The organism is Undibacterium sp. RuRC25W (assembly GCF_049339825.1).
Taxonomy (GTDB): domain Bacteria; phylum Pseudomonadota; class Gammaproteobacteria; order Burkholderiales; family Burkholderiaceae_D; genus Undibacterium.
Window position 1 is genome coordinate 85299 of sequence record NZ_JBMPPD010000006.1, and the last position, 22985, is coordinate 108283.

Sequence of the window (22985 nt, forward strand, 5' to 3'; positions counted from 1 at the left end):
TGCTTTAGTTAAGCGGAGAAAATCAAAAGCGATATTGCCTTGGGTGCGGAGACTTAATCGTATCAGGGCGGGTTGCACCCGCCCTACGCAATGCGCAACCAAGAACAACGCTCCGCAAAACCTCGCTTGCGTATGTTTGGGCCGCATCATATTTTGAACATTACGGACAGACAAAGGTCAGCGTTTTTCTTCCTTTGTTTCCGGATGCGTCGGTAGCAGAAAAAGTAACGTAATACTTACGTCCGCTAACATTTTTCAACACCACAGTTCGCACATCAGAGCCAACTTGAGCTTTAACGTCACCCTGGGGCAACTGCTTGTCTGATTTAACTGATTCTAAAATAATCGTCGGTGCTACATCATAGTTATCAGTCGCACTAACAGAAAAGCTGAGTATGCTGGTTGTCGGATCAGGATGTGTGACTTGTAAAATGGACGCCGAGACAGATGGAGGAGTGGTGTCGCCTTTTTTTATAGGAACAGTAACTATGCCGTCACCAATAGAAACGGTTGCATGACCCTTGACATATCCGGGGTCATCTTTTTCTAAGGTAATTGAAAATGTATCCCAAATTTTACCCGGAGGTAATAAATTTGCTTGCTTTGTTGGAGTAGGCGTACCCGTTACATTTCCAGCTCTTGGATGAATTTGAAGTTCTTTATTACCCTCAATCCACTCAATTGAGAACTTCGGACTTTCGTCGGAATACCGAACTGCCGCGCCCCAACCGACGGGAGAACTTGTCTTGTCGGGCGAAAGCCAAAAAGACTTAGACAGGGAGGTGGGTGGTTCACTCAGTTCTACCGCTGGTGCATCTGGATTCCAGCCTATCGTCACGGCATTAATTGGTTTTGATCCGAGATTTGTCACTTTATATTGATAAGTTACCAATCCACCACGGTGAAGTGGCCATTCTCATATGCATCCGCTGCCGCTGTGACCGGAGCCAAGGGGGGAACTGAACATTTTGGCAGACAGTATCTTTCAATTCTGTCTGGCTCAGAGGTGCAAAAAAATGTCCCCATTCCCACTCTTGCGGTATTGGCAAGCGATTGGCATTCTGATGTTCCCGGGATTGCTCCCGTTGCTTTATAAAGTGGAAAGCATATTTCATCACCTTGATCGGCGTACGCAAAACTCGTACTCATTAAAGTATAAAACACGACGGCAATTTTATGTTTATTCATCGATAACATATCCTTTATTGTTTATTCTTTTAGTACCCGGAAGAAACAATATCTCTGTTTAACTAAGATCAATCGTTTTATAATTTTTCAAATTGGCAACTATTTGAATTTGAGAATCGTAATTTGGAAGGCACTGATTTTCAACATAAACCGCGATTTCTAAAGTTTTTTTTTGTTGCTAAAATCACCCATCCTAATCTCGTGATGTCAGGCACTCTGTGAGTGTTGTATAAGATAAAAAGAAGTTTTCAAATGAACAGAAGGCTGGGGCGGAACGGGTTGTAGCCAGTCTACAGTACTAAAATTTATTCCTTCACGACTCCTCTCTATGACCATGAAAAAACTGACTATCATCAGGTGCTTGCTTTCTGTCATACATACCGTAGTCTCTATCTACGCTGGCAATACGTAGCCGGTATTGTGAGAATATTGAATCGCGTCCGGCACTTTGTGCGGCTCTGTGGTGTTCTGTATTTCGCCAGACTTTCACCGCATCTTCATCGCGCCAGAACGATAAAGATAATAACTTGTCGGTGGACTGCAAACTTTGAAAACGTTCAATCGAGATAAAGCCATCGATGGTACGCAATTCGTCAGCCAGACTGGCGGCGATACGTAGATAATCGGGACGATGCAGCTCTTCCATTTGCACTTCAAAAATGACGGCAATCATTAATTTTCCTTGGTAAAAAATTCCGGCAGGCGGCCATTCAACGAGCGCCGGTAGCGCCAGTTCAACTGCTCCCATGCAATGTGTTGAGCCAATAAAACTTCAATCGCGCTATGTGAAATCGCCAATGCGATCGCCGTTCCCGGGCAGGCATGACGACCAGAACCAAAGCTGTAAAGGCGATGATTTGCTCGCGCAATATCAAATTCAAGTGGCTGTACATGGATTGCCGGATCAATATTCGCCGCGGCTAGTAATAACAAGATTCTTTCTCCAGCACGCAGATGGATGCCCGCAACGACGGTATCCGAGATGACAAAGCGGCGTGTATTTTGAACAGGGGAATGCAAGCGGCATGCCTCAGTGACAAAAGCGGGAATTATTTTGGGCTGTTGCGATAATTGCTCGCGCAGATCAGGATATTGAATTAAGCAAGTCAGCGCGTTGCTGATCAATCCGCTACTTGCTTCATAGGTTTGGGATAACAAGCCAATCAGATTGCAGAGAATGGCATTAGCATTATTCCATCCTAGCTCTTTTGCCCTCGTTTGTATTTGCGCAATAAGGCTGTTCGGTTTTACAGTTTGTGTCTGTACCAACATATGGAATTCAGTGAGTAAAGTTTGTGCAGCTCTACTTGCGCTTTCAATCTCTGTCGTGCCGCTCAGTGGTGACAGGCAGAGCACAAATTGACTGATCGCATCAGTGATTAAAGGCAATGTCTTTGGTTCAAAACCGAGCAGGCTTGCAACGGTGTACAGAGGTAAGCGTTGAGCAAAATGATTGAGTGCATTTGCCTCTTCAAAATTTAACTCTGACGCAAGTTTGCTCGTTTGATGTAGCTGAATCGATTCAAATACCCTCAGACACTGCTGCATAACCATTTTCCCACAATGATGGGCATCGCCTTCATTCATCCGAATTAACAAAGAAAAAACCTCGCCAGCGCTAGTTCCTTGTAGCGCCAATGGCACTGCCTCACCGATAGGACGCACGGCGCAATCGGGTGAGGCTAAAATTTCCTCTATGTCTTGTGCTCGCGCGGCAATCCAGAGTTGATGCTGCTTGTCGTAGGACAGACCTGGTTGTTTTAGTAAGTGACTATAAAATTCATTTGCAGTTGGATGGTAAGCCGCACTAAGTAAGTCCATGGTGTTCATCATTTTTCCTTTGGCATAATTCTTTTTCAGGTGCAGAATACGGACAAATGATCAATCACACTTCGTTGTCTATCAAACTATGGATGCAGATTTTGCCGACACCCGTTTAGCCCGACTGGCCGCCGCCATTGCAGAACCAGCGCGAGCGCGCATGTTATGCAGCTTGATGGATGGGCATGCGCGCACTGGCACAGAGTTGGCCGCAATCGCTGAGATAGGTACGTCAACCGCGAGCGTGCATCTGGCAAAACTCAAAGAGCAGCAATTGGTACAAGTGATTGCTCAGGGTAAACATCGTTACTACCAGCTTGGTAGCAGCGAAGTTGCCACGGCGCTTGAATCTTTGCTGGCGATCGCCGGTGCACCGCAGCCACGTTTTAAACCCTCAACTCCGCCGCGCTTACGCCATGCGCGTACTTGTTACGATCATATGGCGGGAGAGCTGGCGGTGAAATTACATGATTCTTGCGTACAACAAACCTGGCTGGTCGGCGACCAGCAAGATAACAGCGTTTATGAATTAAGCCAGGCTGGTGAGCAGGCACTGACTAACTTGGGCATTGATGTTGATCTGACGCGCCAGTCGCGCCGCCGCTTTGCATGTACTTGTCTGGACTGGAGCGAACGGCGTCCGCATTTGGGTGGCGCTTTAGGTGCTGCCTTACTCGCGTTGAGTCTGAAGCATAAATGGCTGGAACGTGATCTCGATAGTCGTGCCCTGAGTCTGACGCGGGAGGGGAAAAAGCAGTTTCAAAGGCATTTTGCGATTGTTATTTGACGGTCGAATGCCCTTGAGAACGCCATCAAGTAGGTCGGGTGCAGCCCGCGCGGATCTTTGTGCGGCTGAAAATGGCGGGTTGTACCTGCCCGACTGTACTCTGTTTTCGCTGTTTTTTCCGCATGGTAAATATCAAAATCGTAGCTGCCTATGTTAAGGTATGGGCACTTATTTTTACGTTTTGCATCATGTGTCAATTACTTGGAATGAATTGCAATATCCCGACGGACATCGTGTTCAGTTTTACGGGATTTTCTACGCGCGGCGGTCTCACTGACGAGCATAAAGATGGCTGGGGCATTGCCTTTTTTGAAGGCAGTGGCGTACGCTTATTTGTTGATCATCAGCCAGCGGTCAGTTCACCTGTTGCCGATCTGATCAAACGTTATCCGATTAAATCGAAAAACGTCATTGCCCATATCCGTAAAGCCACACAAGGTGAGGTGATGTTGGAAAACTGTCATCCGTTTGTGCGTGAATGCTGGGGGCGTTACTGGGTATTTGCTCACAATGGTGATCTGAAAAATTTTGCGCCGGCATTAAACGGTAGTTTTTTACCGGTTGGCACCACGGATAGTGAGTTGGCCTTTTGTTATTTATTGCAACAGATGCGTGGTCGATTTGGCGAGACGCTGCCAGCGATGTCTGAACTTGCTGAATTTATGCGCAACATTACAGCTGAGATTGCCGCATTTGGTACTTTCAATATGATGTTGTCGAATGGTGAGGCGTTATTTGCGCATTGTTCAACAAAATTGCATTACATCGTCAGGCAGCATCCTTTTCCGGTCGCGAATTTATCGGATGAGCAGGTCACCGTCGACTTTTCGACGGTGACAACACCGAATGATAAAGTGGCGGTGATTGTGACCGAACCGCTGACGAATAATGAAATCTGGACGCAGTTCGCTCCAAGGCAGTTGATGGTCTTTGTCGATGGCGATGTGGTGACATTTGACGCCTGTACGGAGGCGCCATGAGTACACGTCAGATTGACCAGCTCGATACCAATTTATTACGTGTATTGCATACGTTGCTGACTGAGCGCAGCGTGACGCGTACTGCCATGAAGTTAGGGCAGTCGCAACCGGCAATCAGTAATATGCTCAAACGCTTACGCGATATTACCGGCGATGCCATTTTGGTTCGTGGTAAGAACGGGATGACGGCTACTGCGCGTGGTCAGGAACTCCTGTTGCTAGCCAGTCAGGGCTTGAGCGTCATGGAAAGCATCGCTAGTCCAGCACCAGCTTTTGTCCCAGCTACCACGCAACGCGTTTTTCATCTGGGTGCCCCTGATTACCTCAGTGTGTTGCTCATTCCGATGGTGATGGAAAAAGTACGTGAGCTGGCACCCAATGCAGGGTTAGTGATCCATGCATTAAATGCGGGGTTTGATTATGCAGCCGCTCTCGAAACGGGTGAGCTCGATTGCGTGATTGGCAATTGGCCTGATTTGCCTAACCATTTGCATATTGCACAATTGTTTGAAGACGAAGTCGTCTGTATGGTGAACCGCAAACATCCGGTGGTTGGTAAGGGTTTGTCGTTGAAATATTATCTTGAGATGTCTCACCTAGCGCCAACGCCCTACATGATGGGCCATCGCAGCATTATCGACGGCACGCTGGCAGAACAGGGACTCAAGCGTAAAATTCAGATGACAATACCATACCTTGGGATGGTGCCCTACGTGCTGTCGAAAACGGATCTCGTGTTTACCACGAGCCGTAGTTTTGCTGTGCAGTGTGCGAAAGACTGGCCAATTGAAATTTTACCGATGCCAATGACAATGCCCAAAATGCGCTTTTTTATGCTGTGGCATGAGCGCGTCCATGCGGCGGCAGAAGTTCAGTGGTTACGTAGAATTGTTGCCGAGGCTGCTGGCGAAGTACTTGCCTAAAAAAGGTTCCAACTCAAAAAAAACCTCGCGACTTCGTGAGAGAAGCGCGAGGTTTTTTGATGGCAACTGACGACAATTAGCCTGGTACTTTGCCCTCTACGCCTTCAACGTAGAATTTGATTTCATGCAAGAATTTGTCATCAGCGACGACATCTTTGCCCAATACTTCTTTACCTGTATTGTCTTTCAAAGGACCTTTCCAGATTGGTGCCGTACCGTCGATGACACCTTGACGACGTTCAGCGATGAGTTTTTTGACATCATCTGATACGTTCGCATTGAAGTACTTCAGATCAATCATGTTTTCTTTCAGACCCCACCAGGTGAAGCCGGATTTCCATTTACCTTCCATGACATCAGTCACGCGTTGGATGTAGTAGCCACTCCAGTCAATCGTTGATGCGGCGACGTGTGCTTTTGGACCAAATTTGGTCATGTCGCTATCCCAGCCGAAAGCCAGTACATTTTTTTCTTCCGCAGTTTGTACGACCGCTGCTGAGTCGGTATTTTGCATCAGCACATCAACGCCCTGACCAACCAGCGTCGTTGCTGCCTCACGTTCCTTGCCGGGATCAAACCATTTGTTTACCCAGACGACTTTGGTCGTTGCCTTTGGATTAACGCTGCGTGCACCGAGTTCAAAGGAGTTGATGTTACGCAGTACTTCTGGAATAGGTACGGAAGCAACGATACCTAGTTTGCCAGATTTGCTCAGTTTGCCAGCCGCCACACCTGCGAGGTAAGCACCTTCGTAGGTACGGACGTCATATTGCGCGACGTTGTCCGCTGTTTTGTAGCCGGTAGCATGTTCAAATTTTACATCTGGAAAATCTTTAGCCACTTTCAGAATGGCTTCCATATAACCGAAAGTAGTACCGAAGATGATCTTATTGCCTTGACTTGCTAAGTCACGGATCACACGTTCTGCATCGGCAGCGCTTTCTGGGACGTTTTCAACAAAGGTTGTTTTTACTTTATCACCAAACTTTGCTTCGACTTGTTTGCGTGCAGCATCGTGCGCAAACGTCCAGCCTGCATCACCGACAGGACCGACATAAATAAAGCCTACCTTTAATGGCTCGGCAGTACTTGCAGGTGCTGCGGCAACTTCTGGTTTGGCTTCTTCTTTTTTACCACATGCGGCCAGACCGAGGACTGCCAGGGAGATGGCTGCTACCAGGGTTTTTCTACGGGAAATTTTCATTATCAGTTTCCTTCGGTGAACAAAAAAATGGTTTTTTAAACTTAACTTACGTTGAATCTGTCAGATCTGAAGCTAGTGAAGCAGATGTTGACAACAAACAATGCGTTTGCCTGATCGCTCACGGGCGGAACGGCTTACCTAGTGACGCTGGCATATTGAGTCGTATCCAGTCTGGATTGCGCGAAATGAGCACCAAGACAACAATGGTCGCCACATAAGGCAGCATCGACAAAATTTGAGATGGAATCGCAATGCCGATCGACTGGAAATAGAATTGCAATATCGTCACACTCCCAAACAACAATGCACCCAGCAAGACCCGTGCCGGACGCCAAGTAGCGAAGGTCGTCAGAGCCAGCGCAATCCAGCCACGCCCCGCCACCAAACCTTCAACCCACATGGGCGTATAGACAATGGATAAGTAGGCACCAGCAATACCGCAGCAAGCGCCGCTGAAGAGCAGCGCAAGATAACGGATTTTACGTACAGGATAACCCAATGCATGGGCTGATTCCGGCGACTCACCAATGGCACGCAAAACTAGACCAGCGCGGGTACGATACAGAAACCAGACGATTCCAGCGCATAATGTCAGACTGAAATAGACCACCCAGTGTTGACCAAAAATAGCTTTGCCTAAAAAAGGAATGTCGACTAGACCAGGAATGCCGTGGCTGCCAGGCACTAATGATTGCCCGACAAAAGATTGCCCGATGAAGGCGGATAATCCAGTACCAAAAATCGATAGCGCGAGACCCGTGGCAACCTGATTTGTTGCTAAGACTAATGCCAGCCATGCGAATAGACTTGCCATCAGCATCCCTGCTACCGCACCAGCCAGAAAGCCAAGCGCTGGCACATTCGTCTGATGGGCAACGGCGAAACCGACGATCGCGGCGACTAACATCATGCCTTCCGCACCAAGATTGAGCACGCCTGCGCGCTCATTGATCAACAGACCGAGGGCGGCGATCAGTAATGGTGTACCAGAATTGATGGAGGCGGCGATAAGAGCTGCAAAATTTTCCATGATACTTATTTCTTCCAACGGAGGCGGTAATTAATCAGCGTGTCGCAAGCCAGCAGCAGGAACAGCAACATACCTTGAAACAGGCCAGTGATGGCGGACGGTAAGCCTAGACGGGATTGCGCCAGTTCGCCACCGAGGTAAAACAGCGATAACACCAGACCACCAAAAATACTGCCGATCGGGTTGAGGCGGCCGATAAAGGCGACGATAATCGCAGCAAACCCATAGCCTGGCGAAATCGATGGCAATACCTGACCGATCGGCCCCGCCACTTCGAATGCCCCCGCCATGCCAGCAAAACCACCGGAAATCAGCAATGACGTCCACAAGGCCTTGCGGCTAGAGAATCCCGCATAGCGCGCAGCCAGTGGTGCAAGGCCACCAACGGTTAAACGGTATCCAGCAAAACTCCGGTACACAAACACGGCCATGATCAGACTGGCAACGAGCATGACCACAAAACCAATATGCAAGCGGCTACCCGTCATCAAATGCGGCAGCAAATACTCGTTCGAGAACATTTTTGATTGCGGAAAATTCATGCCGTTCGGATCTTTCAACGGACCATTGACCGCATACATCAGCAACAACTGGGCGATATAGGTCAGCATCAGCGACACCAGAATCTCATTGGCGTGAAATCTATCTTTTAACAAAGCGGTGATGGATGCCCATACGCTGCCACCAATCACACCAGCCAGTGTTGCCAGTACCAATACAACGCCTGGAGACAACGTGGAAGCGCCATTATCAAAAAATAAGATCGTAGAACCCGCTGCCAACCCACCGGCGATCAGTTGACCTTCCGCACCGATGTTCCAGACATTGGCGCGGTAACAAATAGATAAACCGAGTGCGCAAAGGACGAGGGGCGTGGTTTTCATGAGCAGTTCGGCAACGGCAGACGCACTTCGTATCGGCTCGATCAAAAAGACTTCTAGGCCAACCAACGGATTTTTTCCCAGCGCCAGAAACACCAGGCCACCAAAGAAAATCGTCAGTAGTAATGCTAATGCCGGCGATAAATACGCCATGGTGCGGGACGATGCCGGACGTAATTCAAGTTTAAACATGCACAACCTCGACCTGGTTGCTTGCATTGACGTTCCATAAACCACTCATCCACAATCCTATCTGTTCTCTGCTGGCCAGTTCGGTCGCGATCGATGGCGACAAACGGCCTTTGGCGATCACATGCATGCGATCACATAATTCAAATAATTCATCGAGCTCTTCAGAAATCACCAGCACCGCGCATCCCGCTTGTTTCAACTTGTGGATCTCCGCATGAATTTGCGCTGCCGCACCGACGTCCACCCCCCAAGTTGGTTGCGCCACGATGAACACGTCTGGCTCACGCATGATCTCGCGTCCGACAATGAATTTTTGCAAATTCCCGCCAGATAGGCTGCGTGCCAGTGCTGCTGGTCCTGATGCTTTGACGCGGAAACGGCTGATGATCTCGCTCGCTGCCTGAATCGTGTGTTTAAAATTTATCATGCCATGACGCACAAACGGCGCTTTTTGCTCAGACAGCAGCATGTTGTCAGTCAGACTGAGTTCTGGCACCGCACCACGCCCCAGGCGTTCTTCCGGCACCAGACTCTGACCCAAGTCGCGTCGGGCGTTCGGGCCACGATTGCCTACTGGCTGACCTTTTAAAGTGATCATCTGTGCTTCAGGACGGCGGTCTTCACCAGATAGGGCAGCTAATAATTCTTGTTGTCCATTGCCTGAGACGCCAGCGATACCCACGATTTCACCGGCAAACAATTCTAGATTGATATTTTCTAATGCGGTGGCGAAAGCATGGGCTTTCGGCAGAGAGAGTTTTTTTATGCGTAAGCGTGATGCGCCAGGTTGCGTCTGCTTGTCTGGTGTGTGTTGTGGAATTGTGTCACCAATCATCAGACGTGATAGGCTGGCCGCCGTTTCTTGCGCTGGATCGCAATGGCCGGTCACTTTACCCATCCGCATGACGGTCGCTGAATGGCACAATTCGCGGATTTCATCGAGCTTGTGGCTGATGTATAAAATGCTACATCCTTCAGCGGCAATTTTGCGTAAGGTGACAAAAAGTTTTTGTACTGCCTGGGGAGTCAGAACCGATGTTGGTTCATCAAGAATCAATAATTGTGGATGGGTAAGAAGCGCGCGGACGATTTCAACCCGCTGTCGTTCACCTACGGACAACGTATGCACATGGCGATGCGGTTCTAGCTCTAAGCCGTAATTGGCACCCGTTTGGCGAATTTGCTCGGCCAGTTCAGTCATATCCACGTTGGCATCTAGACCTAGCGCAATATTTTCAGCTACGGTGAGGGTGTCAAACAGAGAAAAATGTTGAAACACCATAGAGATGCCAAGCTTACGCGCATCTTGTGGGTTAGCAATACTGATCTCCTGACCATTCCAATAGACGTGACCAGCATCTGGCTTGACCGCGCCAAAGATGATTTTCATTAACGTGGATTTGCCGGCGCCATTTTCACCCAACACCGCATGGATTTCACCAGGAGCGACGCTGAGATTAATATGGTCGTTTGCCACTACCGACGGGTAGCTTTTACAAATATCAGCAAGCGCTAATCTGGGCAATATCGGTGAAGCAGTAGAAGTCACGTGTACCTTTCCAACATGAATATAAGCGCTCAATGCAGCATGAACGCTTAAAATAAGCCTGAGGGCAGCAGAAAAAACCTGATCCCTTAGGGTGTGTTGACATAGACTTTTTTGAGTTTCTAAAAAATATGTGAACAATCCCTGGCAAGATGACCAGCACAAAAACAGCGACCACAACTCAGGTTAGGGAGATTGCAGCGCCGACATCATCATGAAATATGCATGTTGAGTATTCGGGCAGCATTATAAATCCCTCTGGGGTAGATTCACAAAATCAAAATTGCTCTGAAATCATTCACGTTGGTGCGAGTTGGTCCGCTGACAATCAAATTGTCCAAGTTTGAGAAAAAACCGTAGCCATCGTTGTTTTCCAACATCAGTTTTGGATATAAATGATTTTCTGCTGCGCGTTGGAGTGAGTCGGGTTCACAAATGGCACCAGCATTATCTTCTGAGCCATCAATGCCATCCGTATCGCAGGCCAGCGCATAGATACCAGGCTGTCCATCCAATGCAATGGTCAGGCTGAGTAAAAATTCAGCATTACGTCCGCCGCGGCCTTTTCCGCGCACGGTCACGGTCGTTTCACCACCCGATAACATCACGCACGGTCGTTGGAATGGTTGTCCTTTTTGGGCGATTTGTCGAGCAATCGCTGCATGCATTACACCAATATCTTTTGCTTCACCTTCAATACCATCCGACAAGATATGTGCCTTGATGCCAGCGACCCCTGCGGCATAAGCGGCCGCATCCAGCGCATGTTGGGCGGTGGCGATAATGTGATGCGTATGACGGGCAAAGCGCGGATCGCTTGAATCGGGAGTTTCTCCACGGCCACTTTGTAAATGGTCGATCACATTCGGTGGCACTGCAATCGCATATTTTTGCAAAATAGCTAAAGCATCAGCGCAGGTACTGTCATCTGGCAGGGTTGGACCGCTGGCGATGATATTGGCATCATCACCAGGTACATCAGAAATCAGCAAAGTGACGACGCGTGCTGGTGCGCAGGCAAGGCCGAGGCGTCCACCTTTGATTGCAGATAAATGTTTGCGGACGCAATTCATTTCATCAATGGCTGCGCCACTCTTGAGCAGCGCTTTGTTGATGGCTTGTTTTTGTTCCAGCGTGATGCCTTCCGCTGGCAAGGCAAGCAAGGCAGAGCCACCGCCAGAAATCAGGCATAACACTAGATCATCGGCGCTTAAACCTTGTACCATGTGCAAGATACGCTGCGCTGCTAGTTGCCCAGCCGCATCTGGCACAGGATGAGCAGCCTCGATGACTTCGATGTTGTCGCACGGTGCGCCATGTCCGTAACGGGTGACGACCAGCCCTGACAGTTCTCCTTGCCAATGTTGTTCGACGGTACGCGCCATGGCGGCCGCTGCTTTACCAGCGCCAATCACAATCGTTCGCCCATTGGTCGGTGGTGTTGGTAAAAAAGCCGGGAGACACTTGTCAGCACTCACCGCATCAACGGCTGTCTGGTACAACGAAAGCAAAAAATCACGCGGGCTTGAGATGGTCATAGTGGCACAGTAGTAAGATGGTGGTTGTAAGATGGTGATAACAAGGCTGACGCAATACTGCTCCCGTGGAAGGATCACGACTGCATCGCGTCGTGGAGCAATTTACATTTTAAAACGATCATAAACGATATGACTTACGATTTCAGTGAAGTAAATTCATCAATGCAAAAATACGTTGACCGCGAGGTTTTGGCGGGCGTATCAACAGCAATCTTGGTCGGACAGGACGTGGTTCATCAGCATTGTGTTGGATGGGCTGATAAAGAAAACAATATTCTGTTACGCGATGATCATGTATTCCGGATATTTTCCAATACCAAACTCATTACTTCGCTCGCGATTCTGATGTTGATGGATGACGGTAAGCTGGCCCTCGACGATGCCGTTGAACACTATCTGCCGCAACTTGGTCACCGCCGTGTGTTGAAAGTCAATGCGACGAGTCTGGATGATACTGAACCAGCGCGCTCTTCGATTACCCTCCGACAATTGCTTAACCATACATCGGGTCTCAGCTATGGTCTGCTGGATCATGGCAGCATGATGTACAAAGCCTATAACGAGCGCAGGGTGTTGAATGCGTTCCAGACGCTGGAAGAAATGATCACGGTGTTAGAACCCTTACCGCTGAGTTTTCATCCGGGGACGGCATGGCAATATTCGATTGCGACCGATGTGCTGTCTCGCGTAGTGGAAGTCGTGAGTGGTAGAAATTTTGAGCAATTTATTCGCTTACGTATTCTCAATCCTCTTGGTATGGACGATACCAGTTTCTTTGTGCCGGAAGACAAGCTCGATCGCCTGACTGCTTATTATGGCGGCGCTGATCCTGATAATATTCTCAAACGTGGCTTACGCCGTTTAGAGAAATCACCTTATCCGGGGGCGTTTGTGACCCCCGTCCCACGTTTGTCGGGCGGTGGTGGGCTTGTGTCGAGTATGCACGACATGCTCGCCTTAATGCGCAGCCTGATGGTTGGTGGTGATTCATTATTGAAACCAGAAACCCAGCATCTGATGATGCAAAATCACTTGCCGCAAGGAACCGGCATCAGCTTTCCAGGCATTGGTGATGTGCCAGGAAAAGGATTTGGTTACGGTGGTGCTGTCACACTGGCCCCATCATCCATCGATCCGCCTGGTTCAACGGGGGAATTTGAATGGGGTGGTATTGCTGGAACGCATTGGTGGATTTCGCCGCGCCACAATATCGCTGGTGTGCTCATGACGCAGAGACTCATGAGCTTCTGGCATCCGTTTTCATTTGATTTCAAACGTGCCGCGTATCGGGCTGTTGGGATTAGCTAACGTTATCATACGGCAGTTTTAAGCGCGGTTTCATATTGCTGCCATTTTTGTCGCATACCATGGCAGCCTCGACTTCATTGTCATGTCAGGAGAATTAAATTGAATTTATGTCGGATACGTCGCGCAGGCATCATGACCTGCGTGCTGGCGCTTGCTGCCTGCAGCAACCTCTCGCCGCAAAAAATGCCCGCGGTCAGTCAAGACATCAGTACGAATGGATTGCAGGCGTCATGGGTTGTCATGGGAGATCAAGGGCAGGCGACCGCTCGGGCGATTACGACCGGTACCGTTTGCCCAGCGTTAGTGCAAGATGGCGTGGCGCAGACGATGACTGTACGTGCAGTGGCGGCCACCGTCGCACAACGAAAAACAGCCAGCAAATCAGAAGCGTCTAAGCCTTCGGCATTTCCCGTCTTAACGTGCGAAGCCACACTGGCGAAATCAACAAGCGCTGCAAGCATCGCGGGACATGCGTTACCTTTACCTAAAGCTACGGTGCAAAAGATTGTTGTGGTTGGTGACAGTGGCTGTCGATTAAAGGCATCGGACAACTATTTTCAGCCCTGTAACGATGGTGAAAAATGGGCATTTCGTTCGATGATTGATACTGCTGCGACATTTAAACCAGACCTCGTTTTACACGTTGGCGATTATCAATACCGTGAAAATCCCTGCCCAGACGGACACCCTGAATGTGCTGGCAGCCCATGGGGCTATGGCTGGGATACGTGGCAAGCAGATTTTTTTAGCCCTGCTCAGGCATTATTAAACGCGGCACCATGGGTAATGGTCAGGGGCAATCATGAAAGTTGTACCCGCGCCGGACAGGGCTGGTGGCGCTTTTTAGATCCCCGTCCTTTACAGTCAGGGCGTGATTGCAATCTTGATCAGAATGATATGACTGGCGACTACAGTGCGCCGTATGCCGTGCCTTTGGGGACAGTGGGAGGTCAGTCAGCACAGTTTATTGTCTTTGACTCGTCAAAAGTACCTAACAAAGTCCTGTCTAAGCAAGATCCTGCGCGGCAGATCTATGTCGACCAAATGACGATGGTGAATCAATTAGCAACACAGGTCGACTTTAATCTGTTTACTAACCATCACCCGATTCTGGGCGTGTCGGTAGAGAAAAAAGTGAGCGGTGGATTGGACGTCAAGCCTGGTAATGTCGCATTGCAGGACGTCATGAAAGAGATGAATCCAGCGCGGTTGTTCTCGCCAAAGATTCAGGTAGCGATCTCTGGGCACGTCCATTTGTTTGAGGCGTTGACGTTCTCGAACGATTACCCAACACAGTTTGTCTCGGGAAACGGTGGGTCGTCGCTCGACACCCCACTGAAAACACCCGTTGACCCTAGTTTGACACCGTATCCGGCGGCACAGTTGGCGTATTTTAGTAATTCAAACGATGTTGGTTTTATGACGCTCGAACGTGAACAGAACTACTGGAATGTGCGGGCATGGAACAAACATGGACAACTGATTACCGAATGCCAGATGCAAGAGAAAAGTACGCAATGTCATACCGTTGGGAGCTGATGTGATCGACAGGACTCGCTAGTATTGGTGTTATTTAAAAAAACAGAGCCCTTTGTGCTCTGTTTTTTGTTTTCAACGTTAATTTCGCATAAATACCGCGTTAATCGTACCAATAAATGGCGATTTGACGCTGAAAGCTGAATGGTAGAAAATGGTGTTTCCCACAGAGGAGTATTTTCATTTTGGAAATAATTAAATTGTTGCCCATTTCTGATGTGTGCCATATGAAAGCGGTAATTAGGTTGTATAGTTACGCATGATGTTCGGTTCCTGTAGCATTTTTTGATATCTGGATCTCTCTGGGGCATGTCATGAAATTGTTTTACGACCTACGAATTGCATCAAAACTCCTATTTGGCTTTATCGTTTTATTGGTATTGACCACCGTCCTCGGTTTTTTCTCCGTCTATCAGCTCTCTCACGTTAATCAGACCACCGTCGACCTCGGGGCGAACTGGATGCCGAGCGTGAATGCTGCTTTGCACATCAAAGAACGCATGTCTCGTCTACGGACACAAGAAATGCAAATCGTGTTATCCACTGGCGACTCTGCCAATATCGACAACTACGTAAAACGGTTTGATGACTACGTTCTCGAGCTAAAGCGGTATGAACAGGAATATTTGAAACTCATCTCAACTGATGGTGAAAAAAAATATTTTGCCAATTACCAGACCTTGCGGGAACAGTATTTGGCAGAATCAAAAAAAATGCGTGAACAAGCGCGTGCCGGCGATAAAGAGGCCGCAATTGCGACACTACGTGGTGCTTCGTCCAAGTTAAACCGCCAGATTCTTGAGGTTACTGATGAGATCGTTAAGGCCAATGTCGAAGGGGGAAAGGCGTCGTTTCAAACTAGTAGCGACATTTATAAATCGTCCAGAGTATTGATCCTATTGCTTTGGCTCGTCAGTGTCAGCCTAGGATTGATTCTGGCATTATGGATTGCGCGGGTGATCTCTAGGCCATTACAAGCGGCAGTACGTATTGCCAAAACCGTTGCTGGGGGTGACTTAAGTGTCGATATCCGTGTTGATACGAAAGACGAAACAGGACAATTGCTACAAGCGCTAAAAGAAATGAACGGCAATTTATTATCGGTAGTCCGCCAAGTACGACAAGGGACAGATGAGATTGCTACTGCATCGACGCAGATTGCTAGCGGTAATATGGACTTATCTGTACGTACTGAAAGTCAGGCTGGGTCACTTGAGGAAACAGCGTCGTCGATGGAAGAGCTGACGTCAACTGTAAAACATAATAGTGATAATGCTCGCCAGGCGAATCAGTTAGCACAGTCCGCTAGCACCATTGCGCTCAAAGGCGGGGATGTTGTCTCGCGCGTGGTTGATACAATGAACTCGATTAATGCGTCGTCTAAGAAGATTGTCGATATTATTTCCGTGATCGATGGCATCGCTTTCCAGACGAATATTCTCGCGTTAAATGCAGCGGTTGAAGCGGCGCGAGCCGGTGAACAAGGACGGGGTTTTGCGGTCGTCGCGTCTGAAGTCCGAAACCTGGCACAACGATCGGCAGGTGCCGCGAAAGAAATTAAAGTGCTGATTGATCATTCAGTCATGCAGGTCACTGAGGGAACGCAACTGGTCGCTGAGGCTGGTAGAACAATGACCGAAGTCGTCACGAGTGTACAGCGTGTGAATGATGTGATCAGTGACATTACCTCGGCGTCGACGGAGCAAAATGCTGGGATAGACCAAGTCAATGATGCCATTATTCATATCGACGAGATTACGCAAAAAAATGCAGCGCTGGTAGAGGAAGCCGCCGCAGCAGCAACGTCGTTGCAAGAACAAGCGGCCCATTTAAGTCATGTAGTGAGTATCTTTAAGCTTGATCACAAATTGCATGAATCGCACTACCTAGTTACCCCTCAGCTTCGTCTTGCGGAGTGACGCAGGTCCTGAGCAGCATCCGTTTTATGTCTCAATTGCTGTTACTTTCATTACCTCACTACCAATGATGGAGTTAAAAATGATGTTTTTTAAAAACCTCAAAATTTCTGCTAAGTTATTAGTCGGCTTCGTTCTACTCTTGGTATTGACAGCGTTCATTGGTATTTTTTCGATCTATGTATTAGCCAGCGTCAATCATTCTGCGACGGAACTCGGCACCAATTGGATGCCGAGTGTGAAAGCGGCGATGGGAGTGAAGGAAAGGCTCTCGCGAATCCGCTCCCAAGAGGCACAGCTGGTATTCGCGGAAACTCCAGAAGAAATTACTAAATATGAAAATCGCGTGAAAGAGGCTGTGACCGGCCTAAAAGAAAGTAAGACAGCATATTCAGCGTTAATTTCCGAACCCGAAGAGCGAAAACTATACGAGGAATATGTCCAGGCTGAAACCGCGTATCTGCAAATTACTGACAAAATGATCGCGTTAAAAAAGGCCAATAACTCTGCGGAAGCGATTGCGTTGATGCGCGGGGAATCCTCTAAGCTCAATACCAATATGCGAGAACTCGTCGATAAGCTCGTCACTGTTAATTCCGATGGCGGAATAAAAGCATATCAATCGGGTATCGTTATCTACGAACATTCACGTAATTTGATTTTGATTTTAATCGTCGTGAGTCTTGTCATCGGTTTCATGCTTGCGTTCTGGATTGCAGGGATTGTCTCCCGTCCGTTGCAGTACGCAGTCAAGGTGGCACAAACGGTGGCCGCGGGCGACTTAACCATTCATATTGACGTTGATAGCAATGATGAAACAGGAATGCTATTGCAGGCGCTTAAAGAGATGAACGATAGTCTGATGAAGGTCGTGACTCAGGTGCGTAAAGGGACAGACGAAATTACCTATGCGTCAGCAGACATTGCCAAGGGCAATATGGACTTATCGAATCGTACCGAAAATCAGGCGAGTTCACTGGAAGAAACTGCATCGTCGATGGAAGAAATTACCTCAACGATTCAACACAATGCAGATAATGCCCGTCAGGCGAATCAGTTATCACATTCAGCGTCAGAAGTAGCGCAACGCGGGGGGCATGTTGTTTCACAAGTGGTCTCGACGATGGGTTCTATTAATGAATCCTCGAAAAAAATTGTAGATATTATTGCCGTCATTGACGGCATCGCGTTTCAAACCAATATTCTGGCCTTGAATGCAGCGGTGGAAGCGGCGCGTGCGGGTGAGCAGGGGCGTGGTTTTGCTGTTGTTGCCTCTGAAGTGCGTAACCTAGCGCAGCGTTCCGCTGGTGCAGCGAAAGAAATCAAAGAGCTGATCAATGACTCAGTGAGTAAAGTATCTGAAGGTTCGCGCTTGGTCGATCAGGCGGGTAGCACGATGAGTGAAGTAGTAGAGAGCGTTAAACGCGTCAGCGACATTATCAGCGAAATCACCGCGGCAGGCCTGCAACAAAGTGCAGGTATCTCACAAATTAACGATGCCGTGACAGAAATGGACACGCTCACGCAGCAAAACGCCGCGTTGGTGGAACAAGCCGCGGCCGCTGCGACATCCCTGCAGGAGCAGGCACAAAATTTATCGGAAGTAGTGAGTGTGTTTAAACTTGACGCAGCGCATAGTACTGAAAGTCGTCAAGCGCCGTCAAGACCTCTCGTCAAGCCTGCCGCGAAGACCGGTACTGTAGCAAAGAGTACTCAATCGGTGACTAAAGCATTACCGAAACCAGCCTCAAAAAGCAAGTCTTCAAAAGCAGGTCATGGAGCTTCAACAGCAAATACTGCTGACGACTGGGAAGAGTTTTGATTTGATCTCACGTCGTTATTGGTGAGCATAAAAAAAGCAGCGGGAGAAGGTGTTCTTCCGCTGCTTTTTTGTCACTGCGACATGCGTACTGCGTGTTCTCATGTCAAACAATAGGCGACGATGGCAGTGTAATCAGCTTAATTCGCTTTGTTTGACGATGGTGTGCGAGATCAGACCATATTCTTTGGCTTCTTCGGCGCTCATCCAATAGTCACGATCGATATCATTCGTGACACGTTCGAGGGTCTGGCCAGATTCACGTGCGATCAGGGCGGAGATGCGTTCACGCACTTTGACGATTTCACGTGCTTGAATCGCGATATCGGTCGCTTGACCGCCGCAGCCACCGCTAGGTTGATGGATCAGGAAGCGGGTATTTGGCAAGCAAACACGTCGTTCTTTTGGAACGGACAAGAAAACGCTCACAGCGGCACTACCAACCCAACCAGTGCCGACCATATTGACTGGAATATCGATGAATTTGATCATGTCATGGATCACATCGCCAGACTCGACATGGCCGCCAGGGGACGATACCAAGATAGTGATAGGGTCCTTGGATTCGGCAGCCAGTGCGATTAGGCGCTTGCTGACGTCAGCCGCGAGTTTGTCGTTGATCGTGCCAAACACCAATACCGTGCGGGATTTGAATGCCTTCTCTTCCAAGAAAGGGCTACGCGCTGCGTCGATGTTGTCGTTGTCTTTTTCGTCGGCCATAGAGTTTGCTTTTTGTATGAAGTTGTTGTGGTTAAAGAATCGAGGTACTGTGCACTTTAGATGGCTACCGTATCGGCTTTTTTCAAGTAAGTTTCTGCCAGCCGCACCCAATAGGTGGCGCCGATGGGTAACAAATCGTCGTTAAAGTCATAGCTGGGGTTATGCAGGTTACAGGGACCAAGGCCATGACCGATGTCGCGATGTTCGCCGTCACCGTTACCAATAAAGACATAGCACCCCGGTTTTTCTTGCAGCATAAACGCAAAATCTTCAGCGCCCATGGTTGGTTCAACTTGTGCATCGACCTTGTCCGCGCCCACGACAGAGCGCATGACTTCCGTTGCAAATGCGGTTTCTTTGGCGTGGTTAATCAGCGGCGGATAGTTGCGTTTAAACGTAAAATCGACCTCGGCATCAAAGGCTGCTGCCGTGTGCTCTGCGATCTTGCGCATGCGCTGCTCTATCATGTCAAGCATCCCTGTACTGAAAGTGCGTACGGTACCGATTAACTGGGCCTCGTCAGGAATGACGTTGGTGGCGCTGCCAGCATGAATTTGTGTGACGGATAACACGGCCGATTCCAACGGGCTGGCGTTACGACTGACAATGGTTTGCCAGCTTTGTGCAATCTGAATCGCTGCCATCACAGGGTCAATGCCTTTATGCGGTTGAGCGGCATGGGCACCTTTGCCTTTGACGGTGACATAAAACTCATTTGATGAGGCCATCATCGGGCCCGGTGTGACACCAAAGCTGCCGACGGCGGCGCCGGGCCAGTTGTGCATTCCAAACACAGCTTCCATGGGATATTTTTCAAATAAGCCATCCTTGATCATGGCTCTCGCGCCACCACCACCTTCTTCAGCCGGTTGAAAAATGACGTAGACGGTGCCATCGAAAATTTTATGCTGGGATAAATAGTGCGCCGCACCGAGAAGCATCGCAGTATGACCATCATGGCCACAAGCATGCATTTTTCCGGCATGACGGGAGGTATGGGCAAAGCTGTTAATCTCTTGCATCGGTAACGCATCCATATCGGCGCGTAAGCCGATGGCTCGCTCGCTGGTGCCATTTTTGATGATGCCCACTACGCCTGTAACACCCAGTCCTTTGACGACAGTGATGCCCCATTCTTGCAGTTTATTGGCAACGACTTCCGATGTGCGGTGTTCTTCATAACAAAGTTCTGGATGTGCGTGAATATCACGGCGAATTTGTTGAATTTCATGTTGAAATTCGATAATAGGGTCAATCAGTTGCATTGCAGTCTCCGCATTGTGCTGTTGTAAATAGCCAATTTTTTAGAAATCGCGACAACATTGCACAACATTTTATTTTGTTAGCCATCACGGTACATCACCAGCTTGTGCGATGGAAGTGTCAATAAGAACCATATCAAGAACGATACCAGATTCTGTGTCTTACTGTGTAGTGCCTCGTCAGGCTTTGTCCAATGATGATGACTAGAACATGAGCCGAGCGTAAATTTTGCCTAAAATACAGTTATACATGGCGGTGATGAGCGGTATACGAATAATAAAGCAGACAGCTATGTTGCGCTGCACTATAGTTACACCTGTCTCCTCCAACACCTCCTAAGGTTTGGATTTAACCCGCAGCCGTTAGGTAGCGGGTTTTTTTTTGCCTACGGCGATCGCGTGACATGCTGATTATCCACAGACCTGTTATTTTGTTTCTGTTAATAAAAAATATGCAAGTCAGTCAAATGACAAAAAATGTCCCAGCCCCAATACTCATCAGGGTGTCTGATTAATTTTTTAAGTTTATGTGCAGAATGGGATCGTGAATTTGATGTCGATGGCGCACTTGATCATGTGATGCAAACATTTCTGCGTGGAAATGAATGTGCAAATTAGATATTCGTTTTGTGAATGATTGATATGCAAAAATAGTGGTTGGTGTATTTGTTGCGCTGCGATATAGTTACACCTGTCTCCTCCAATACCTCCTAAGGGTTTGGATTTAAGCCCGCCTCAAGCGGGCTATTTTTTTATCTGTACATCCTTTTACTTCCCGCCGTTTCCCTGCTAGCCAACGACCCAGCTTCCATCGAGCGTTACTTCGTCGCAATTGAATCCTTCGCCCATTCTGTCCATAACAACAAAATCACTCACCTGATGCAACGCAATTAGCGGATGGTGCCAGACGCCTCGGGCGTAATTGATTCCTTGGAAACCCTTGCAAATAAAGGCTTGCATCAATCTCGGATCAAACTCTCCGGGTGGGGCGACGACGACCAGATAGTCATTTTCAGCGTTGGTGGTGATGGGAACAAACGCCTGACTGCCCAACGGATGCCGTTCCATGACCGTGATGGCCAATGGCAAGTGTCGTGGTTGCCCGCGAAACAGGCTGAGGATAGTTTTGCCATCCTGAGCGTGAGTATCGGCGGTTGCCAATGCATGAAAGCGCTCGGTCGTTCCCTGATTGATGGAGTAACGACGCGCGCCTTCAAGCATGATGACTTCACCAAAAGGGGCGAAGGCTTCTCGGGTCAGGGGTTGGATAGTCAGGGTAGGCATGATGCGCTTTCTGGGGATGAATTTATACCAGTCTGCTGTGCAAACGCAAACGCGATACACCGCCGTCAGGGAAGATGTTCACTCGGATATGTGTGATCGCGCCGAGTGATTGGATTTCTTGCTGATAATAATGCTGATGATCCATTTGCAGTTTTTGCTGCGGCAGCAACACTGGCCAGAACATCGATTGCGTGATCAGAGAGGTGTCAGTGCCACCTGCCATGGAAGCCGCTTGAATGGAGCAGCTGTCTGGGAAGTTGCCCTTAAAGTGGCAGGTATCGACTTCAATTTTTTCGACGATGCCAGGATGAGCCAGCGCGATAATGCACCAATCGTTTCCTGGTTCGCGTCGACGACGGGTTTCCCAACCATCGCCCATATTCACGCCGCGACCTGGCATAAGCAGGTTGGACGCCAGACCGAAGTGTTGGTTGTTCGTGGCAACAACATAGCCACCGTTTTCCATGGCAATTAAATCGTACAAGCTGGTGCGGTCTGCTGCGGCCCAGTCGTTTTCTGGTTGCGCGTACGCCCGAAAACGTGCCACGCCACCGTCTGGATAGATGTTTAGGCGTAAGTGCGTGAACGCGCCAGGATGCGTGATCTCATGATAATGATGGCTGTTACCCTGCAAATTGACCGATGGCAGCACTTCCTGCCAGACCGTGTTCGCATCTGGTTCACCGTTGGCGATAAAGGCGCCTTCTAGTGATGCGGCAGGTGGGTAATTCCCTGTGAAATGGCTGGTATCAATATCAACGCCTTTCAACACGCCAGCACGCGCGAGTTTGAGTGTGCACCAGTCATAGCCATTGACGCGCTTGCGACGGGACTCCCAGCCATCCATCCATTTACCGTTGGTATCGTATTTTCCGGGAATAAATACGGCTGGTTCCGGATTGAGCATCCGCGCCATTTCAGCAAAAAAATCATCGCTGCAAGCCATGGTTGTTGCACCTAAACGCGGGTCAGCAAGGTTAGGGTAGCGACGGGTAAATTCAGGTGCATTGGGGTCGAGAGTAATCGTTGCCATGAGCTGCTTTCAATAGA

At 48.8% G+C, this 22985-nt stretch carries 20 protein-coding genes; 7 read left to right on the plus strand and 13 right to left on the minus strand.

The genetic code is table 11. The annotated features are described in order from the left end of the window. Positions 1-160: 160 nt before the first annotated feature. The 4 genes from ACO0KV_RS04850 to ACO0KV_RS04865 all read right to left on the minus strand — a co-directional run bounded on the left by ACO0KV_RS04850 (position 161) and on the right by ACO0KV_RS04865 (position 3021). Positions 161-871 carry a hypothetical protein gene (locus ACO0KV_RS04850; protein WP_423040456.1) on the minus strand — a complete coding sequence of 237 codons (711 nt, stop codon included), beginning with the start codon at positions 869-871 and terminating at the stop codon, positions 161-163. A 14-nt stretch (positions 872-885) separates the two neighbouring features. Continuing rightward, positions 886-1188, minus strand: coding sequence for a hypothetical protein (locus ACO0KV_RS04855; RefSeq protein WP_423040458.1), 303 nt, complete (start codon positions 1186-1188; stop codon positions 886-888). Positions 1189-1501: 313 nt separating this feature from the next. Further along, a complete protein-coding gene (locus ACO0KV_RS04860) occupies positions 1502-1861 on the minus strand; it encodes an antibiotic biosynthesis monooxygenase family protein (RefSeq protein WP_423040460.1) in 360 nt (119 codons plus the stop codon). Further along, positions 1861-3021: a cytochrome P450 gene (locus tag ACO0KV_RS04865; protein ID WP_423040462.1), complete on the minus strand. Its 1161-nt coding sequence runs from the start codon at positions 3019-3021 to the stop codon at positions 1861-1863. Before ACO0KV_RS04865 ends, ACO0KV_RS04860 begins: the two co-directional genes overlap by 1 nt. Positions 3022-3097: 76 nt before the next feature. On the opposite strand from ACO0KV_RS04865, the gene ACO0KV_RS04870 reads away from it, so the two are divergent. The 3 genes from ACO0KV_RS04870 to ACO0KV_RS04880 all read left to right on the plus strand — a co-directional run bounded on the left by ACO0KV_RS04870 (position 3098) and on the right by ACO0KV_RS04880 (position 5699). Beyond that, positions 3098-3796 (plus strand): ArsR/SmtB family transcription factor, encoded by a 699-nt coding sequence (locus tag ACO0KV_RS04870; RefSeq protein WP_186912409.1) that lies wholly within the window; start codon positions 3098-3100, stop codon positions 3794-3796. Between the two features lie 188 nt (positions 3797-3984). Then, entirely contained in the window at positions 3985-4776 is a 792-nt protein-coding gene (locus ACO0KV_RS04875) for a class II glutamine amidotransferase (RefSeq protein WP_423040464.1), read from the plus strand. After that, on the plus strand, positions 4773-5699 hold the full coding sequence (locus ACO0KV_RS04880; protein ID WP_423040466.1) for a LysR family transcriptional regulator: 927 nt from the start codon (positions 4773-4775) through the stop codon (positions 5697-5699). Before ACO0KV_RS04875 ends, ACO0KV_RS04880 begins: the two co-directional genes overlap by 4 nt. A gap of 76 nt (positions 5700-5775) precedes the next feature. Here ACO0KV_RS04880 and ACO0KV_RS04885 read toward each other — a convergent pair whose 3' ends face one another. From ACO0KV_RS04885 to ACO0KV_RS04905, 5 genes are all read right to left on the minus strand, one after another. Then, positions 5776-6903 (minus strand): BMP family ABC transporter substrate-binding protein, encoded by a 1128-nt coding sequence (locus ACO0KV_RS04885; protein WP_423040468.1) that lies wholly within the window; start codon positions 6901-6903, stop codon positions 5776-5778. Between the two features lie 118 nt (positions 6904-7021). Beyond that, the gene (locus ACO0KV_RS04890; protein WP_423040470.1) at positions 7022-7933 is read right to left on the minus strand and encodes an ABC transporter permease; all 912 of its coding nucleotides are present in this window, start codon (positions 7931-7933) and stop codon (positions 7022-7024) included. A 5-nt stretch (positions 7934-7938) separates the two neighbouring features. Continuing rightward, positions 7939-9033 (minus strand): ABC transporter permease, encoded by a 1095-nt coding sequence (locus ACO0KV_RS04895; protein WP_423040472.1) that lies wholly within the window; start codon positions 9031-9033, stop codon positions 7939-7941. Further along, positions 8999-10555, minus strand: a complete 1557-nt coding sequence (locus ACO0KV_RS04900; RefSeq protein WP_423040474.1) for an ABC transporter ATP-binding protein — start codon at positions 10553-10555, stop codon at positions 8999-9001. Before ACO0KV_RS04900 ends, ACO0KV_RS04895 begins: the two co-directional genes overlap by 35 nt. Positions 10556-10821: 266 nt before the next feature. Beyond that, complete coding sequence (locus tag ACO0KV_RS04905) at positions 10822-12090, minus strand: glycerate kinase type-2 family protein (protein ID WP_423040476.1); 1269 nt, start codon at positions 12088-12090, stop codon at positions 10822-10824. Between the two features lie 162 nt (positions 12091-12252). On the opposite strand from ACO0KV_RS04905, the gene ACO0KV_RS04910 reads away from it, so the two are divergent. The 4 genes from ACO0KV_RS04910 (at position 12253) to ACO0KV_RS04925 (ending at position 18672) form a co-directional block, all read left to right on the plus strand. Then, positions 12253-13398, plus strand: a complete 1146-nt coding sequence (locus tag ACO0KV_RS04910; protein ID WP_423040478.1) for a serine hydrolase domain-containing protein — start codon at positions 12253-12255, stop codon at positions 13396-13398. A gap of 99 nt (positions 13399-13497) precedes the next feature. Continuing rightward, positions 13498-14937 carry a metallophosphoesterase family protein gene (locus tag ACO0KV_RS04915; RefSeq protein ID WP_423040480.1) on the plus strand — a complete coding sequence of 480 codons (1440 nt, stop codon included), beginning with the start codon at positions 13498-13500 and terminating at the stop codon, positions 14935-14937. Positions 14938-15248: 311 nt separating this feature from the next. Then, complete coding sequence (locus tag ACO0KV_RS04920; RefSeq protein ID WP_423040482.1) at positions 15249-16853, plus strand: methyl-accepting chemotaxis protein; 1605 nt, start codon at positions 15249-15251, stop codon at positions 16851-16853. 79 nt (positions 16854-16932) lie between these two features. Continuing rightward, entirely contained in the window at positions 16933-18672 is a 1740-nt protein-coding gene (locus ACO0KV_RS04925) for a DUF2959 family protein (RefSeq protein WP_423040484.1), read from the plus strand. 132 nt (positions 18673-18804) lie between these two features. On the opposite strand, the gene ACO0KV_RS04930 is transcribed toward ACO0KV_RS04925, so the two are convergent. The 4 genes from ACO0KV_RS04930 to alc form a co-directional block, all read right to left on the minus strand. After that, the gene (locus ACO0KV_RS04930) at positions 18805-19389 is read right to left on the minus strand and encodes an ATP-dependent Clp protease proteolytic subunit (protein ID WP_423040486.1); all 585 of its coding nucleotides are present in this window, start codon (positions 19387-19389) and stop codon (positions 18805-18807) included. A gap of 56 nt (positions 19390-19445) precedes the next feature. Further along, on the minus strand, positions 19446-20654 hold the full coding sequence (locus ACO0KV_RS04935; RefSeq protein WP_423040488.1) for a M20 aminoacylase family protein: 1209 nt from the start codon (positions 20652-20654) through the stop codon (positions 19446-19448). A gap of 786 nt (positions 20655-21440) precedes the next feature. Continuing rightward, complete coding sequence (locus ACO0KV_RS04940; RefSeq protein WP_423040490.1) at positions 21441-21935, minus strand: ureidoglycolate lyase; 495 nt, start codon at positions 21933-21935, stop codon at positions 21441-21443. Between the two features lie 22 nt (positions 21936-21957). After that, complete coding sequence (gene alc, locus ACO0KV_RS04945; protein WP_423040492.1) at positions 21958-22968, minus strand: allantoicase; 1011 nt, start codon at positions 22966-22968, stop codon at positions 21958-21960. Positions 22969-22985: the final 17 nt, after the last annotated feature.

What these genes read in the sequence shown, in the direction of transcription:
- ACO0KV_RS04940 (WP_423040490.1), bottom strand. Translation starts at nt 21,935, where the DNA reads ATGCCTACCCTGACTATCCAACCCCTGACCCGAGAAGCCTTCGCCCCT.
- alc (WP_423040492.1), bottom strand. Translation starts at nt 22,968, where the DNA reads ATGGCAACGATTACTCTCGACCCCAATGCACCTGAATTTACCCGTCGC.
- ACO0KV_RS04855 (WP_423040458.1), bottom strand. Translation starts at nt 1,188, where the DNA reads ATGAATAAACATAAAATTGCCGTCGTGTTTTATACTTTAATGAGTACG.
- ACO0KV_RS04920 (WP_423040482.1), top strand. Translation starts at nt 15,249, where the DNA reads ATGAAATTGTTTTACGACCTACGAATTGCATCAAAACTCCTATTTGGC.
- ACO0KV_RS04875 (WP_423040464.1), top strand. Translation starts at nt 3,985, where the DNA reads ATGTGTCAATTACTTGGAATGAATTGCAATATCCCGACGGACATCGTG.
- ACO0KV_RS04865 (WP_423040462.1), bottom strand. Translation starts at nt 3,021, where the DNA reads ATGATGAACACCATGGACTTACTTAGTGCGGCTTACCATCCAACTGCA.
- ACO0KV_RS04910 (WP_423040478.1), top strand. Translation starts at nt 12,253, where the DNA reads ATGCAAAAATACGTTGACCGCGAGGTTTTGGCGGGCGTATCAACAGCA.
- ACO0KV_RS04905 (WP_423040476.1), bottom strand. Translation starts at nt 12,090, where the DNA reads ATGACCATCTCAAGCCCGCGTGATTTTTTGCTTTCGTTGTACCAGACA.
- ACO0KV_RS04880 (WP_423040466.1), top strand. Translation starts at nt 4,773, where the DNA reads ATGAGTACACGTCAGATTGACCAGCTCGATACCAATTTATTACGTGTA.
- ACO0KV_RS04925 (WP_423040484.1), top strand. Translation starts at nt 16,933, where the DNA reads ATGATGTTTTTTAAAAACCTCAAAATTTCTGCTAAGTTATTAGTCGGC.
- ACO0KV_RS04935 (WP_423040488.1), bottom strand. Translation starts at nt 20,654, where the DNA reads ATGCAACTGATTGACCCTATTATCGAATTTCAACATGAAATTCAACAA.
- ACO0KV_RS04890 (WP_423040470.1), bottom strand. Translation starts at nt 7,933, where the DNA reads ATGGAAAATTTTGCAGCTCTTATCGCCGCCTCCATCAATTCTGGTACA.
- ACO0KV_RS04895 (WP_423040472.1), bottom strand. Translation starts at nt 9,033, where the DNA reads ATGCAAGCAACCAGGTCGAGGTTGTGCATGTTTAAACTTGAATTACGT.
- ACO0KV_RS04930 (WP_423040486.1), bottom strand. Translation starts at nt 19,389, where the DNA reads ATGGCCGACGAAAAAGACAACGACAACATCGACGCAGCGCGTAGCCCT.
- ACO0KV_RS04870 (WP_186912409.1), top strand. Translation starts at nt 3,098, where the DNA reads ATGGATGCAGATTTTGCCGACACCCGTTTAGCCCGACTGGCCGCCGCC.
- ACO0KV_RS04860 (WP_423040460.1), bottom strand. Translation starts at nt 1,861, where the DNA reads ATGATTGCCGTCATTTTTGAAGTGCAAATGGAAGAGCTGCATCGTCCC.
- ACO0KV_RS04885 (WP_423040468.1), bottom strand. Translation starts at nt 6,903, where the DNA reads ATGAAAATTTCCCGTAGAAAAACCCTGGTAGCAGCCATCTCCCTGGCA.